The 14,618-nt window shown below is 73.3% G+C and carries 13 protein-coding genes; 8 read left to right on the top strand and 5 right to left on the bottom strand.

Going from position 1 to position 14,618, the window contains the following annotated elements:
• Window positions 1-196 precede the first annotated feature (196 nt).
• Window positions 197-532, bottom strand: coding sequence for a hypothetical protein (locus OG455_RS08165; RefSeq protein ID WP_266291640.1), 336 nt, complete (start codon window positions 530-532; stop codon window positions 197-199).
• A gap of 358 nt (window positions 533-890) precedes the next feature.
• Between OG455_RS08165 and OG455_RS08170 the strand changes: the two genes are divergently transcribed.
• Entirely contained in the window at window positions 891-1,337 is a 447-nt protein-coding gene (locus tag OG455_RS08170; RefSeq protein WP_266291642.1) for a MarR family winged helix-turn-helix transcriptional regulator, read from the top strand.
• Between the two features lie 103 nt (window positions 1,338-1,440).
• A complete protein-coding gene (locus OG455_RS08175) occupies window positions 1,441-3,522 on the top strand; it encodes a prolyl oligopeptidase family serine peptidase (RefSeq protein WP_266291644.1) in 2,082 nt (693 codons plus the stop codon).
• A gap of 60 nt (window positions 3,523-3,582) precedes the next feature.
• Here the strand turns inward: OG455_RS08175 and OG455_RS08180 are convergent, their stop codons facing one another.
• Window positions 3,583-3,933 (bottom strand): hypothetical protein, encoded by a 351-nt coding sequence (locus OG455_RS08180; RefSeq protein WP_266291646.1) that lies wholly within the window; start codon window positions 3,931-3,933, stop codon window positions 3,583-3,585.
• Window positions 3,934-4,196: 263 nt separating this feature from the next.
• On the opposite strand from OG455_RS08180, the gene OG455_RS08185 reads away from it, so the two are divergent.
• Window positions 4,197-4,385, top strand: coding sequence for a hypothetical protein (locus OG455_RS08185; RefSeq protein ID WP_266291648.1), 189 nt, complete (start codon window positions 4,197-4,199; stop codon window positions 4,383-4,385).
• Between the two features lie 39 nt (window positions 4,386-4,424).
• Here OG455_RS08185 and OG455_RS08190 read toward each other — a convergent pair whose 3' ends face one another.
• The gene (locus OG455_RS08190; RefSeq protein WP_266291650.1) at window positions 4,425-5,129 is read right to left on the bottom strand and encodes a DedA family protein; all 705 of its coding nucleotides are present in this window, start codon (window positions 5,127-5,129) and stop codon (window positions 4,425-4,427) included.
• Window positions 5,130-5,255: 126 nt separating this feature from the next.
• Here OG455_RS08190 and OG455_RS08195 point away from each other — a divergent pair, with 126 nt between their 5' ends.
• Window positions 5,256-7,307: a transglycosylase domain-containing protein gene (locus OG455_RS08195; RefSeq protein ID WP_266291652.1), complete on the top strand. Its 2,052-nt coding sequence runs from the start codon at window positions 5,256-5,258 to the stop codon at window positions 7,305-7,307.
• Between the two features lie 227 nt (window positions 7,308-7,534).
• On the top strand, window positions 7,535-7,927 hold the full coding sequence (locus OG455_RS08200) for an SCO5389 family protein (RefSeq protein ID WP_266300697.1): 393 nt from the start codon (window positions 7,535-7,537) through the stop codon (window positions 7,925-7,927).
• 107 nt (window positions 7,928-8,034) lie between these two features.
• On the opposite strand, the gene OG455_RS08205 is transcribed toward OG455_RS08200, so the two are convergent.
• Both OG455_RS08205 and OG455_RS08210 read right to left on the bottom strand, forming a co-directional pair.
• Entirely contained in the window at window positions 8,035-9,786 is a 1,752-nt protein-coding gene (locus tag OG455_RS08205; protein ID WP_266291654.1) for a hypothetical protein, read from the bottom strand.
• Window positions 9,787-10,099: 313 nt separating this feature from the next.
• Window positions 10,100-11,059, bottom strand: coding sequence for a LysR family transcriptional regulator (locus tag OG455_RS08210; protein WP_266291656.1), 960 nt, complete (start codon window positions 11,057-11,059; stop codon window positions 10,100-10,102).
• Window positions 11,060-11,154: 95 nt separating this feature from the next.
• Between OG455_RS08210 and OG455_RS08215 the strand changes: the two genes are divergently transcribed.
• Genes OG455_RS08215 through OG455_RS08225 form a run of 3 tightly spaced genes read left to right on the top strand, consistent with a single transcriptional unit; the run spans window position 11,155 to window position 14,590 of the window.
• Window positions 11,155-11,883, top strand: coding sequence for a succinate dehydrogenase cytochrome b subunit (locus OG455_RS08215; protein ID WP_266291658.1), 729 nt, complete (start codon window positions 11,155-11,157; stop codon window positions 11,881-11,883).
• Window positions 11,880-13,850, top strand: coding sequence for a fumarate reductase/succinate dehydrogenase flavoprotein subunit (locus OG455_RS08220; RefSeq protein WP_266291660.1), 1,971 nt, complete (start codon window positions 11,880-11,882; stop codon window positions 13,848-13,850). The genes OG455_RS08215 and OG455_RS08220 overlap by 4 nt, the downstream gene beginning before the upstream one ends.
• A gap of 5 nt (window positions 13,851-13,855) precedes the next feature.
• Window positions 13,856-14,590, top strand: a complete 735-nt coding sequence (locus tag OG455_RS08225) for a succinate dehydrogenase/fumarate reductase iron-sulfur subunit (RefSeq protein ID WP_266300698.1) — start codon at window positions 13,856-13,858, stop codon at window positions 14,588-14,590.
• Window positions 14,591-14,618 lie beyond the last annotated feature (28 nt).

The raw sequence follows: 14,618 nt of genomic DNA on the forward strand, positions 1-14,618 counted from the left end.
AAGTCTGAGACCTTCGTACGAGACCCCCGTCTGAGACTCACGTCTGAGACCTTCGTACGAGACCCACGTCTGAGAGCCTCGTCCGGGCCCCGTGTCTGAGACCCATGTCTGAGACCGACCGCCACGGCAGGACCCGACAGCAGCAGGACTGGGCCACTCCTGATCGGAGCGGCCCCGTCCCGGCCTCGACGGACCGTCAGCCCGCGCGCACCGCCTCGCCCGCCGGCCCCGGCGGCTCGGCGGCGCCGGCGTGCGCCGCGTGGGCGGCCTGGGCCGCCTGCACCTCGGCCCGGCCCAGGGCCAGGTGGGCGGCACAGGCGACGACCACCCAGGCGAGGCCGCCGCTGTGGGTGTAGGCGTGCCCGGCGGTGTGCAGTTGCTGCTGGTCGGTGCCGCAGTAGAGGCAGGCATCGGCATGCAGCTGCTCACCGCTGACCAGCAACTGCTGGGCGGGGCCGTCGATCGGGTGGTAGTCGATCGGGATCGGCGGCCGGGCGGCGGTGAGCTGGTGGGTTGTCAGGTCCGAGGTCATCGGGTCAGCTCCAGGGGGAGGTCTCCACGGTTCTGGGCGGCTCGGCCTCGGTCACCCTGTGTGGCCGCTCGACTCCGTCCATGTGCCCAGCCTGGCCCTGCCGGGCGGCCGCCGCACCCCGGACGACCAGATTGGCCGCGCCCGGACACCGGAAAGGCGAATACCCGTCACCGCCCGGTCGCCACCGGGGTGTCACGCGACCGACGGGCGCCCGGCCGGCCCCGGGCCACCACCGGCACCACCTCTCCCCGGCGCACCTCGCACACCTGCGGGCCCCTGCCGCCCACCCCGCACCCGGGTAGCATGACGTCCACATTATTCTCATTCTGAACGGTTTGTCCGTGCTACCGTTCCCCGCATGAATGCCGCCACCCCCGTCCCGCTCGCCGCGACGCTCTCCTACCGGCTCGGCACCGTCGGCACCATCGCCAGTCACCGTTACACCGAGCGGGTCGAGACCCTGGGCCTGAAGCTCAAGGACGTCGTCCTGCTGCACCTGCTCCAGGACGGTGGCCCCGCCTCGCAGCTGGAGGTGGCCCGGCTGATGGGCGTGGCGCCCAGCCTGGTGGTCACGGTGGCCGACCGGCTGGAGGCGCTGGGCGCGATACGCCGACTGCGCGACCCGGACGACCGGCGCCGCCAGCAGCTGGTGCTGACCGAGCCGGGCCGCGAGCTGCTGGCGCGCTGCACCACTCTCGCCCAGGAGCTGGACGCCGAACTGACCGCCGACCTGGACGAGGCGGCCCGGCAGGCGCTGAACGCCGCGCTCGGCACCCTGGCCGCCGGCCTCGGCCTGCCGACCTGACCGACCTGACACGTGACCACCCCGACGGCTGACCACCCCAACAGCTGACCGCCCCGGCGGACCCGCCACCCGGCCCGGACCAGGGGGATGACAGAGTGTCAGCATGCCGACGATCTCGCTGCCCCACCAGCTGACCCGGACCCGTGGCTTCACCCTCGGCGCCGCCGAGCAGTTCACCGTCGCCCCCGACGGCGCCACGGTCTTCTTCCTGCGCACCAGGACCGGTGACGACCCGGTCACCTGCCTGTGGGCGCTGGACCTCGACAGCGCGCGCGAGCGCCTGCTGGTGGATCCCGCCGAACTGCTGGGCGGCGCGGGCGAGCAGCTCTCCGAGGAGGAGCGGACCCGTCGCGAGCGCAGCCGCACCCTGGCCGCCGGCATCATCGGCTACAGCACCGACGCGGCCGTGAGCCTCGCCGTCTTCGCGCTCTCCGGCAGCCTCTGGACGGTGGACACCGCCACCGGGGCCGCGCGCCGGCTGCCCGCCGAGGGACCGGTGGTCGACCCGCGCCCCGACCCGACCGGCCGCCGGATCGCCTACCTCAGCGGTGGCACCCTGCGGCTGATCGACGCCGACGGCACCGGCGACCACGCGCTGGCCGCCCCCGACGGGCCCGCCGTCACCTTCGGCGCGCCCGAGCACGTCGCGGCCGAGTCGATGGACCGCCACCGCGGCTACTGGTGGGCCCCCGACGGCGAGCGGCTGCTGGTCGCCCGGGTGGACAACGCCGACGTGCTGCTCTGGTACCTCGCCGACCCGGCCGACCCCGCCAAGCCGCCGCGCGCCGTGCACTACCCCGCGGCCGGCAGCGCCAACGCCGAGGTCACGCTCTGGCTGACCGAGCTGGACGGCAGCCGCCGCGAGGTGCGCTGGGACCGGCGGGCCTTCGAGTACCTGGCCACCGCGGGGTGGGACGCGCACGGCCCGCTCGCGAGCGTGCAGAGCCGCGACCAGCGCACCGTCCAGGTCCTGGCGATCGACCTCGCCGACGGGTCCACCACCGTGCTGGCCGAGCAGCGCGACGACCACTGGGTGCACCTGCTGCCCGGCCTGCCCGCGCGGACGGCGGGCGGAGCGCTGCTCGGCTCCGTCGACGAGGGCGACACCCGGCGGCTGACCGTGGCCGGCACCCCGGTCACCGAGCCCGGCGTCGAGCTGCGCGCCGTGCTGGGCACCGACGGCGAGGCGGTGCTCTTCACCGCCTCGCCGGATCCCGTCGAGATCCAGCTGTGGTCCTACCACCCCGAGCACGGCGCCCGCCCGCTCAGCGCCGAGCCCGGGGTCCACCACGGGGTCCTGCGGGCCGGCACCCTGGTGCACACCGCCCGCACCCTGGGGCACGCCGGCTCGCGGAGCACCGTGCTGCGCCCGGGCCGGGCGGCGGTGCCGGTCGCCTCCGGGGTGGAGGAGCCGCTGCTGGCCCTGCGTGCCGAGTTCGCCGCCGTGGGCGAGCGCGAGCTGCGCACCGTGCTCTTCCTGCCGTCCTGGCACCGCCCGGGCGACCCGGCGCTGCCGGTGCTGCTCGACCCGTACGCCGGGCCCGGCTTCCAGAAGGTGCTCGCCCAGCAGTCGGCGCACGCGCTGATCTCCCAGTGGTTCGCCGAGCAGGGCTTCGCGGTGCTGGTCACCGACGGCTCGGGGGTGCGCGGGCGCGGGCCGCGCTGGGAGCGGGAGGTCCACGGCGACGCGTTCGGCCCGGTACTGGAGGACCAGGTCACCGCGCTGCACGAGGTCGCCGCGCGCCACCCGGAGCTGGACCTGGGCCGGGTCGGGATCCGCGGCTGGTCCTTCAGCGGCGGCCTGGCCGCGATGGCCGTGCTGAAGCGGCCGGAGGTCTTCCACGCCGCCGTCGTCGGCGCCCCGGTCACCGACATGGGCCTGTACGACACCCACTGGCGCGAGCGCTACCTCGGTACCCCCGAGGAGCACCCCGAGCACTACGCGGCCTGCTCCCCGCTGACCTGGGCGGCGCGGCTGAGCCGTCCGCTGCTGCTCATCCACGGGCTGGCCGACGACAACGTCTTCGCGGCCAACACCCTGCGCTTCTCCAGCGCGCTGCTCGCCGCCGGCCGCCCGCACGAGGTGCTCCCGCTCAGCGGGGTGACGCACGCGGGCTCGGCCTCCCCGGTCTTCCCGCAGTTGCTGGAGCACCAGCTGGAGTTCCTGCGGCGCCACCTGGGGTAGGCCGGCCGGGCCCGTCCCGGCGCGCGGCGGCGGCCCGGCCCGGGGCCCTGCGCCGGGGCGCTACGGCTGGACGTCGCTGCGCCCGGAGATCCAGGCGATGGCGTCGTGCGCGCCGCGGGCGTGCTCGCGCACCTCGTCGGGCAGCCGCAGGTCCAGGTGGCGCACCTGGGCGGCCTGCTGTTCGGCACCGAGCTGGGCCGGGCAGGGCCCCTCGGGTCCGCTGGCGACACTGGCGGTGATGGGGGCGAGTCGGCTGGTACCGAGCGCCCACCGGTAGCCGTCCAGCGCACCGTCCCGAGCATGCGAGTGCTCGAAAGGGGTGTCGCCGATGTACTCCAGGCGCGCGAGCGCGCTCTCAACCTGCTCCCGGGAACGCGCCCCGACCCGGGACGTCACATCGTGGCTGGTCATGACCGCAGACTATGCACGCCCCGGCCCCGGGGCGCCCCCGAGGGGGCCAAGGGGGCGAACCGGCCGCCCAGTTCGCGCGCACCGCGGCGGGGCGGGCCAGGCGGGCCACGCGGGGCGGGCCAGGTGGGCCACGCGGGCCGGAGAAAAATCCGCCGTCATCGCGGACTCCCGCGCGCCGGAGGTGCGCGGGCGGGCGCTTCGGCTCCACACTCGTGGGAGCAGGGCCATCCGGCCGAACACGCCCCGATCCACGGAGGCCTCCCATGTCCGAGCCCACCGACAGTGAGTCGCCCACTCCCGACCACCTGCTGCACACCGGCGCCGAGCACCCCGTCGACCCGATCGACCTGGTGATGGCCTCCGGTCAGGACCCGACCCCGGCGCTGATCGAGAAGGCCCGCCGGTCACTGGAGCGGGACGGCGCCGCCGCCGTCGAGCGCGTGCTCCCCTGACCCGCCCGGCCCCCGCCGACGCCGCCCTGTCCCACCCCGTCAGTGGCGGCGTCGGCGTTCGTGCCGGCGCAGCAGGTGCCGGACGCCGAGGGCCACCAGCAGCAGCGCCAGGGCCAGCAGCAGGTAGAGCTGGTAGCGCAGCGCGGTCCGGTAGACCTGGTCGATGTCGCTGCCGGCCAGGTAGCCGGCGGTGCTCCAGGCACCGACCCAGAGCAGCGCGCCGGCGGTGTTCCAGACCATGAAGCGGCGCCAGGGCATCCCGGTGGTGCCGGCGATGATGCCGTTGGTCTGGCGCAGCCCGTCGATGAAGCGGGCCACCAGGATCACCCGGCCGCCGTTGCGCGCGAAGAAGTCCTCGGCCTTGACCAGCCGGGGGCCGGTGAGCCCGACGTAGCGGCCGTAGCGGTGCACCAGGGCCCGCCCGCCGTAGCGGCCCAGCAGATAGCCCAGGCAGTCGCCCGCCACCGCCGCGAGCACCGCGACCGTGATCACCGCCGCCAGGTCGAGCTGCCCGGCCCCGGCGTAGACGGCGGCCAGGATCAGCACGGTCTGCCCGGGGACCGGCAGCGCGGCGTTGTCCAGCAGCACCAGCAGGCCCACGGCCAGGTACCCGTACTGGGTGAGGAAGGGGGCCAGCGCGGCGAGCGGCCCCGGGAGCTCAGGGGTGGCCGCCAACTGCACGGCGGGCAGCGGGACGGCGGCGAGCGGCGAAGCGGCGGCGGCGAGCGGGCCGACGGCGGTCATGTCAACACCTCCGCTCCCATGATCAGCCGCTTGATGATCATTTGGGGCATATTGTCGCAGGCTTGTGACATCTGCCGCGCGCCGATTGGTCCGTTTTACTCATCTTTTGTGCCTAGGGTTTGATCCATGTCTTCGTCGAACTCGGGCTCGTTCGTCCACAAAACCAAGCTCACCGCCACGTTCCTGAGTGTCAGCGTGGTGGCCGGCGCGCTCACCGCGGGGCTGGCGCTGCCCGCCGTCGGTGGGCTCGGACTGGGCGCGAAGAGTGCCGTCGGCGACTTCAACAGCCTGCCCGACGACTTCACCACGCCCCCGCTCTCGCAGGCCTCCACGATCTACGACGCCAGCGGCGGCGTGATCGCCACCGTCTACGACCGGGACCGCACGGTGGTCCCCAGCGACCAGATATCCCCGCTGGTGAAGTCGGCGCTGGTGGACATCGAGGACAACCGCTTCTACGAGCACGGCGCGATCGACGTGAAGGGCGTGCTGCGGGCCCTGGGCAGCAACGCCTCGGGCGGGGGCACCCAGGGTGCCTCCACGCTCACCCAGCAGTACGTGAAGAACGTCTTCGTCGAGGAGGCCGGGGACGACTCGGCCGCCGTGCAGGCGGCCCAGGCGCAGACCGTGGGCCGCAAGGTCAAGGAGATGAAGTACGCGATCAAGGTCGAGCAGACCTTGACCAAGGACCAGATCCTGACCAACTACCTCAACATCACCTTCTTCGGCGAGCAGGCCTACGGCGTCGAGGCGGCCGCCGAGCGGTACTTCAGCGTCCACGCCAAGGACCTCACACTGCCGCAGGCCGCGCTGCTGGCCGGCCTGGTGCAGTCGCCCACCGGCTACGACCCGGTGGCCAACCCGAAGGCCGCCAAGGACCGGCGGGACACCGTGCTGCGGAAGATGGCGCAGTACGGCACGATCAGCCAGGCCCAGGCCGACGACGCGATCAACTCCCCGGTGACGCTGAACGTCAGCAAGCCGCAGCAGGGGTGCATCACGGCGCAGCAGGGTGAAGGCTTCTTCTGCGACTACGTGAAGAACCAGGTGCTCGGCGACCCGGCGTTCGGCTCCAGCTCGGCGGCCCGGGAGGCGCTCTGGCAGCGCGGCGGCCTGCAGATCCACACCACGCTCGACCCCAAGGCGCAAGCCGCCCTGCAGACCTCGGTGACCAGCCACGTCTACGCCACCGACAAGGCGGCGACCGCGACGACCGAGGTGCAGCCCGGCACCGGGAAGATCATCGCGATGGGGCAGAGTCGCCCGTACGGCGTCAACGCCAACCAGACCCAGATCAACCTGAACGTCGGCAAGTCGATGGGCGGCGGCCTGGGCTTCCCGACCGGCTCGACCTTCAAGCCGATCGTGGCGGCGGCGGCGCTGGAGAACGGGATCATGCCCTCGCAGTCCTACGACTCGCCGTACAGCATGCCGTGGCCGGCCATGACGGACTGCACCGGCTACAAGTACAAGTCCCTCAGCACCAGCATCGTGCACAACGACAGCACCTCGCTGGTCGGCCCGTTCACCATGGCCCCGGCCATGGCGGAGTCGGTGAACACCTACTTCGCCTCGCTGGAGGCGGACACCGGGCTGTGCAACGTGGCCCAGATGGCCAACAAGATGGGCATCACGCAGCAGGCGGGCGGCGAGAAGCTGCAGGTGGTGCCGTCGATGGCACTGGGCTCCAACGACCTGACCCCGCTGGAGATGGCCGGCGTCTACGCCACCTTCGCCGCGCACGGCACCTACTGCTCGCCGACCGCGATCACCAGCGTGACCAACGCCGACGGCAAGGCCCTGAACGTGCCGCAGGGCCAGTGCGGCCAGGTGATGTCGAGCACCACCGCGGACACGGTGAGCACCATGCTCAAGGGCGTGGTGCAGGACGGCACCGGCGCGCCGGCCGGCCTGACCGACCGGGACAGCGCGGGCAAGACCGGTACCACCAACGACGGCAACCAGGTCTGGTTCGTCGGCTACACCCCCGAGCTCTCCGGGGCCACCGTGGTGAGCGACGACAACGGCACCACCTCGCTGGACGGCCAGCGGATCGGCGGCCACTACGTCGACCAGGCCTTCGGCGGGACGCTGGCCGGGCCGATCTGGCGGGACTCGATGAGCGGCGCACTGCAGGGGACGCCGCCGAGCTCGCTGCCGTCGGTGCCGCTGCAGTAGCCAGAGCACACGACAGGAGCGCGCAGCAGGAGCGCACAGCAGGAGTGCGCAGCAGGAGCCGCCGGGGGCGGCCGGCCTCGGGTCGGCCGCCCCCGGCGGCTCTTCGGCACGTCGGCACGTCGGCATGTCGGTTGACAGGGCGTCAGGGCGTGGGCCACGATCAGGACCATAAGTGGAAATGGATTTCATTTCCTTTAGTGCTGGACGAACGACCGGAGCGCACCGCCATGTCCCTCACCGTCTCCCCCGAACTGCTCGCCCAGGCCGAGGCCGGGGAGGTGGCCGAAGCCGACTTCGTCGCCACCGTCCGCGACTCGCTGCCCTTCGCCTACCGGATGGTCGAGCGGCTCACCGGCGAACTGGCCTCCGACGGCGGCCCGTTCGCGGACAACCACGAGGAGCCCCCGTCGGACGCCGAGCGCGGTCAGCTGCTGCGCGCGATGGCGAGCGACTCGATCCGGGGCAGCCTGGAGCGGCACTTCGGAGTGCGGCTGGCGTTCATGAACTGCCACCGGGTGGCGGTCTTCCCGGTCGGCGCGGAGCAGGGCGCGGACTACCAGCGCTTCGTGTCGATGCGGGCGCAGCTGCTCAACCAGACGCCGGAGCTGCGCAGTTGCTGACCAGCCGGCCGGCGGACTGACCGCCCGAGGGCAGCAGTACGACCGGGGCCCGGTCCGAGCGAGTGACGCGCTCGGACCGGGCCCCGGTGGCTCCATGTGTGACTGGGCTACTCGGCGGGACGGGCGGCGCTGACGGCGGCGGCCAGCGCCTCCTTGATCCGCGGACCGAGGCGGGCGAAGCCCAGCTCCTTCATGGCGGCGCGGAGCAGCTCGTCGTCGGTGCGGGTGACGAAGTCCGTGTCGATCCAGCGGACCAGGGCGAGCAGTTCCTCGGCCGAGTAGGCGGTGATCGGGCGGCCGGGAGCCAGCTCGGGCCGCTTGGGGCGGCGCGGGCGCTTGGTCACGGCGGGGGGCTCCTCGGCGAGGGGCTCCTCGGCGGGGGCGGGCTCGGGGTCCGCAGCGGCCTCGGGCTCGACCTCAGCCACCGGCTCGACCTCAGCCTCGACCACGGGCTCGACCTCAGCCACCGGCTCGACCTCAGCCTCGACCACGGGCTCGACCTCAGCCACCGGCTCGACCTCAGCCTCGACCACGGGCTCGACCTCAGCCACCGGCTCGACCTCAGCCTCGACCACGGGCTCGACCTCAGCCACCGGCTCGACCTCAGCCTCGACCACGGGCTCGACCTCAGCCACCGGCTCGACCTCAGCCTCAGCCTCAGCCTCGGGCTCGACCTCAGCCACCGGCTCGACCTCGGCGATGGGCTCGGTCTCGACCTCAGCCACCGGCTCGACCTCAGCCTCGACCACGGGCTCGACCTCAGCCACCGGCTCGACCTCGGCGATGGGCTCGGCCTCGACAACCGGCTCGGTCCGGAGCTCGGGCTCAGCCACGGCCTGCGCGGGGAGCACCGCCTCGACGATCTCGACGGCCTCGGCGGCCTCGATCACCGGCTCGGCGGCGGCCTGGGCCGGCACCTCGACCACGGCGGGGCCGGGCTGGGCCGGCTCCTCGGTCGCGGGCTGCCCGTCCTCGCCCGCCCAGCGCGCATAGGCGTCCTGGGCCGCCGCGCGGTCCGCACGGGCCTCGGCCAGCTCGGTCAGCAGCTCGGTGAGACCGCCGTCCGCCAGGGCGGCGCGCAGGGTGCGCAGCTCGGGGAGGCGGAAGAGGGTGCCCTCGTCGGCGGCCAGGGCGTCCACCAGCTCGGCCAGCTCGGCGAACGGCAGCTCGGTCAGCTCCCGGTCCGCCAGCAGCCGCCCGAGCCCGCGGACCGCGCCGGCCAGGGTGTCGGCGGCCAGCCCGGTGCTCTCCAGCAGCTCGGCGTCGACCGGACGGGCGGTGCTCCCGGGGGTCGGGGAGAGCGACTGCCACTCGGTGCGCTCGGTGGCGGCCGCGATCAGCGCCGCGTGCAGCGCGTCGCGGCGCGGGCGGTCGGCGACCGCGAGCCGCTTGGCCTCCGCGCGAAGCTTGCGGCGCTGGCCCCAGGAGATCCGCAGCCCGCGCTCCTTGCGCCAGCTGCCGTTCGCGGTGGCCGCCGCCAGCGCGTCCAGGTCCGCCTCGTAGGCGCCCGAGCGCAGCGTGACGGCGGTCTCCTGGACCCGGCGGAGCAGGGCGACCAAGGTCAGCACCTCGGCCAGGGTGGCCGGCTCGCGCAGCGCGGCCTCGGCGGCCAGCAGCGCGGCGGCCTCGCGGAGCACGTCCTGGTCGCAGCCGCGCACCTCGGCGAGGACGGTGGAGGCGGCCCTGGCCTCCTCGGGTCCGGTCACGGTGTCGACGGCGGCGTACCAGGCGTGGGTGTCGGCGGCCAGCGTGAAGCCGCCCTGCTCGGCGTACCGGAGCAGGTCCTCGCGGAGGGCGGTCGCACGGTCGGCGACAGGACCGGCCGAGCGGTCCTGCGGCGGTACATCGGCGTTCTGCACGGGAAGTACTGTCATTGAGAACCGTCCGGTTCGAGTGCGGGGCAGACTGTCGGGGAAGACTGCGGCAGGCGGGGCGTTGAGGACGGCGGCCGGAGCGGGTGGAGCAGCTCCCGCGAACCGGCGTCCGTGCTGGTAGGCCAGGATACGGGTGGGCGTTCGAGGCTTGCACGCACCCGACCCCTTCGATCGCGCCCGTGCCGCGTCTTTCCCCCGGGACGACCAGTCGCCGAGTGTCTGACGGTCCGTCAGGCAGGCCCCGCACCGTTCCGCCGCCCCTTCGCCATCCACGCGTCGGCCGCCCGTCAGGCGCCGGTCAGCCGCCCGTCAGCAGCCGGGTGCCCGGGGGCAGCGCGCCGACCCGGCCGGCCTCGGCGAGGTGGTCGAGCAGCACCTCGTGCAGCGCGGCGGCCGCCCGGCTGAGCGGTAGTTCGGCGCCGCGGGCCAGCGCGATCACCCGGCCGATGCCCGGGGCCGCGAACGGGGTGACGGCCAGTCCGCTGCGGGCGGCCACCATGCCGGGCAGCACCGCGGGGCCCAGACCGGCCCGGACGAAGCCGAGCACCGCGTCCATCTCGCCGCCGGCCACCGCGAATTCGGGCTCGAAGCCGGCCGCCCGGCAGGCCGCGAGGGTGGTCTCGCGCAGGTCGTATCCCTCGCGGAACATCACCAGGGGCTGCCCGCGCAGATCCTCGATCCGGGCCGGGCCTCCCCCGGCGACGAGGGCGGCGGCAGGGGATGCGGCCGGAGATGCGGCGGGGGCCGAGACCAGCACCAGGTCCTCGTAGAGCAGTTCGGTGACCGCCAGGCCAGGAGCCGGACCCGCCTGCGGTGTGATGATCAGCGCGAGGTCGAGTTCACCGGCCACCAGGGTGCGGACCAGATCGCGCGAGCCGTCCTCGCCGACCAGCAGCTCGACGCCCGGGTGGCGGGTTCGGTAGGCGCGCAGCACGTCGGGGACCAGGCTGGCGCAGAGGCTCGGCGGGGCGCCGAGCCGGACCCGGCCGCGCCGCAGCTGCACCGTCTCCTGGACCGCGAGCCGGGCGCTCTCGGCGTCGGCCAGCATCCGCCGGGCCAGCGGGAGCAGCGCCTGGCCGGCGTCGGTGAGGGCGATGTTGCCGCGCGTGCGGTGGAACAGCTCCGCGCCCAACTCCCGCTCCAGCGAGCGGATCTGCTGGGAGAGCGAAGGCTGGGCGACATGCTCGTGGTCAGCGGCGCGGGTGAAGTGCCGCAGGTCGGCGACTGCGACGAAGTAGCGGAGCTGCTGCAGCTGCATACCCCCAGCATAGGCACTTCCATAGGCACTGCCTCTCATGATGAGCCGCAAAATATGTTGGACGGATCACCGGTCGACTTCCTACCGTTCTCCGCATGGCAGTGACAACGGGAACACGGCCGCGCGGGGCAGCGCGGCGACCATCGGCCTCAGGACCCCTCGCAGCGCTCTGGGGTTCGACGGTCGGCAAGAAGGCCGCGATGGCGGTCAGCGGCCTGGCGATGCTGGGCTACCTGGTCCTGCACATGATCGGGAACCTGAAGATCTTCTTCGGTGCCGGCGAGCTGAACGGCTACGCCGCCTGGCTGCGCACGATCGGCCAGCCCTTCCTGGGCCACGCGTGGTTCCTCTGGATCGCCCGGGTCGCCCTGGTGGCCGCCGTGGTGGTGCACGGGGTCGCCGCCTACCAGCTGAGCCGCCGCGACCTGGCCGCCCGGCCCACCGGCTACCGGCACACCCGGCCCCGGCAGACCTACGCCACCCGGACCATGCGCTGGGGCGGGGTGATCCTGGCGCTCTTCATCGTCTGGCACATCCTCGACCTGACCACGCTGACGGTGAACCCGGTGGCCGATCCCGGGCACCCGTACCAGAACATCGTGGGTGCCTTCCACACCTGGTACGACGGCGGGATCTACTGCGTGGCGATGCTGGCGCTCGGCCTGCACGTGCGGCACGGCTTCTGGAGCGCCGCGCAGACCCTGGGCGTGAACAGCGCGCGCCGGGACAAGGCGCTGAAGCTCACCGCGAACCTGCTGGCGCTGGTGCTCACCGCCGGCTTCCTCTCCGTTCCGATCGCCGTGATGACGGGAGTCGTGCGATGACCGCGCAGCCCTATGCCGACCGTGCCGACCACACCGTGGGCGACCACACCGTGGGCGAGCCTCTCGCCGACACCAAGGCTCCCGACGGGCCGATCGCCGAGCGGTGGGACCGCCGCCGCTTCGAGGCGAAGCTGGTCAACCCGGCCAACCGGCGCGGGCGGAAGGTGATCGTGGTGGGCACCGGCCTGGCGGGCGGGGCGGCCGGCGCCACGCTGGCCGAGGCGGGCTACCACGTGGTCCAGTTCTGCTTCCAGGACTCGCCCCGGCGCGCGCACTCGATCGCCGCCCAGGGCGGGATCAACGCCGCCAAGAACTACCGCAACGACGGCGACTCGGTCCGCCGGCTCTTCTACGACACCGTCAAGGGCGGCGACTTCCGGGCCCGGGAGTCCAACGTCCACCGGCTGGCCCAGGTCTCGGTGGAGATCATCGACCAGTGCGTGGCGCAGGGGGTGCCGTTCGCCCGCGAGTACGGCGGGCTGCTGGACACCCGCTCGTTCGGCGGCGTCCAGGTCTCGCGCACCTTCTACGCCCGCGGCCAGACCGGGCAGCAGCTGCTGCTCGGCGCCTACCAGGCGCTGTCGCGGCAGATCGCGGCCGGGAACGTGGAGATGCACGCCCGCACCGAGATGCTGGACCTGCTGGTGATCGACGGGCGGGCCCGCGGCATCGTGGCCCGCGACCTGGTGACCGGGGCGATCAGCACGCACCTGGCGGACGCGGTGGTGCTGGCCAGCGGCGGGTACGGCAACGTCTTCCACCTCTCGACCAACGCCAAGAACTCCAACGCGACCGCGATCTGGCGCGCGCACCGGCGCGGCGCGTACTTCGCGAACCCGTGCTTCACGCAGATCCACCCGACCTGCATCCCGCGCTCGGGCGACCACCAGTCCAAGCTGACCCTGATGAGCGAGTCGCTGCGCAACGACGGACGGATCTGGGTGCCCAAGAGCGTCGGCGACAGCCGCCCGCCGGAGCTGATCCCCGAGGACGAGCGGGACTACTACCTGGAGCGGATCTACCCGGCCTTCGGCAACCTGGTGCCGCGCGACATCGCCTCCCGGGCCGCGAAGAACGTCTGCGACGAGGGCCGCGGGGTCGGTCCCGGCGGGCAGGGCGTCTACCTGGACTTCGCGGACGCGATCGCCCGGCTGGGCCGCGCGGCCGTCGAGGCCAGGTACGGCAACCTGTTCGAGATGTACCAGCGGATCACCGCGGAGGACCCGTACCGGGTGCCGATGCGGATCTACCCCGCGATCCACTACACGATGGGCGGGCTCTGGGTCGACTACGACCTGCAGACCACCGTGCCGGGCCTGTTCGCGATCGGCGAGGCCAACTTCTCCGACCACGGCGCCAACCGCCTGGGCGCCAGCGCGCTGATGCAGGGCCTGGCCGACGGCTACTTCGTGCTGCCGGCCACGCTGGCCGACTACCTGGCCCAGGCCCCGACCGAGCCGGTGCCGCCAGACCACCCCGAGATCACCACGGTCACCGCCGAGGTGGCGGACCGGCTGAAGCGGCTGCTGGCCGTGGCCGGCGACCGCACGCCCGAGTCCTTCCACCGCGAGCTGGGCGAACTGCTCTGGGACGAGTGCGGGATGGCCCGCGACGAGGCGGGGCTGCGCCGGGCGCTGGCCAGGATCCCCGAGCTGCGCGAGGAGTTCTGGCAGCGGCTGGCGGTGCCGGGCAGCGGCGAGGAGTTCAACCAGACGCTGGAGAAGGCCAACCGGCTGGTCGACTACTTCGAGCTGGCCGAGCTGATGTGCCTGGACGCGCTGCACCGCACCGAGTCCTGCGGCGGCCACTTCCGCACCGAGAGCCAGACTCCGGGCGGCGAAGCGGCCCGCAAGGACGAGGAGTTCGACTACGTGGCCGCCTGGGAGTTCACCGGCGGCGCTCCGGTCCTGCACCGCGAGCAGCTCACCTTCACCGAGGTCCACCCCACCCAGCGGAGTTACGCGTGAACCTGTTGAACCTCACCCTGCGCATCTGGCGGCAGGCCGGTCCGGACGCCACCGGCGAACTGACGACCTATCAGGTGTCGGGCATCAGCCCGGACATGTCCTTCCTGGAGATGCTGGACACGCTCAACGAGGAACTGATCCTGCGCGGCGAGCAGCCGGTGGCCTTCGACCACGACTGCCGGGAGGGCATCTGCGGCGCCTGCGGCATGGTGATCAACGGCCGGGCGCACGGCCCGGAGCGGACCACCACCTGCCAGCTGCACATGCGCCACTTCAGCGACGGCGACGTGATCGACGTCGAGCCGTGGCGCTCGGCCGCCTTCCCGGTGGTCAAGGACCTGGTGGTGGACCGCTCGGCCTTCGACCGGATCATCGGCTCCGGCGGCTACATCACCGCGCCCACCGGCAGCGCCCCCGAGGCGCACGCCACCCCGGTCCCCAAGGAGGCCGCCGACCTGGCCTTCGAGCACGCCGAGTGCATCGGCTGCGGCGCCTGCGTGGCGGCCTGCCCCAACGGCTCGGCGATGCTCTTCACCTCCGCCAAGGTGGTGCACCTCAACGTGCTGCCGCAGGGCGCGCCGGAGCGGCGCGGCCGGGTGCGGGCGATGGTGGGCGCGATGGACGCCGAGGGCTTCGGTGGCTGCACCAACACCGGCGAGTGCGCGACCGCCTGCCCCAAGGGGATCGGCCTGGATGCGATCGGCACGCTGAACCGGGAGTTCCTGCGCGGCGGGCGGTAGCCGGACCGGGCGGACCGCGGCGAGCGGC

It is taken from the genome of Kitasatospora sp. NBC_01287 (genome assembly GCF_026340565.1).
Taxonomy (GTDB): domain Bacteria; phylum Actinomycetota; class Actinomycetes; order Streptomycetales; family Streptomycetaceae; genus Kitasatospora.

Coding starts and splice junctions, on each gene's coding strand:
- OG455_RS08165 (WP_266291640.1), bottom strand. CDS start 532: ATGACCTCGGACCTGACAACCCACCAGCTCACCGCCGCCCGGCCGCCG.
- OG455_RS08170 (WP_266291642.1), top strand. CDS start 891: ATGAATGCCGCCACCCCCGTCCCGCTCGCCGCGACGCTCTCCTACCGG.
- OG455_RS08175 (WP_266291644.1), top strand. CDS start 1,441: ATGCCGACGATCTCGCTGCCCCACCAGCTGACCCGGACCCGTGGCTTC.
- OG455_RS08180 (WP_266291646.1), bottom strand. CDS start 3,933: ATGACCAGCCACGATGTGACGTCCCGGGTCGGGGCGCGTTCCCGGGAG.
- OG455_RS08185 (WP_266291648.1), top strand. CDS start 4,197: ATGTCCGAGCCCACCGACAGTGAGTCGCCCACTCCCGACCACCTGCTG.
- OG455_RS08190 (WP_266291650.1), bottom strand. CDS start 5,129: ATGACCGCCGTCGGCCCGCTCGCCGCCGCCGCTTCGCCGCTCGCCGCC.
- OG455_RS08195 (WP_266291652.1), top strand. CDS start 5,256: ATGTCTTCGTCGAACTCGGGCTCGTTCGTCCACAAAACCAAGCTCACC.
- OG455_RS08200 (WP_266300697.1), top strand. CDS start 7,535: ATGTCCCTCACCGTCTCCCCCGAACTGCTCGCCCAGGCCGAGGCCGGG.
- OG455_RS08210 (WP_266291656.1), bottom strand. CDS start 11,059: ATGCAGCTGCAGCAGCTCCGCTACTTCGTCGCAGTCGCCGACCTGCGG.
- OG455_RS08215 (WP_266291658.1), top strand. CDS start 11,155: ATGGCAGTGACAACGGGAACACGGCCGCGCGGGGCAGCGCGGCGACCA.
- OG455_RS08220 (WP_266291660.1), top strand. CDS start 11,880: ATGACCGCGCAGCCCTATGCCGACCGTGCCGACCACACCGTGGGCGAC.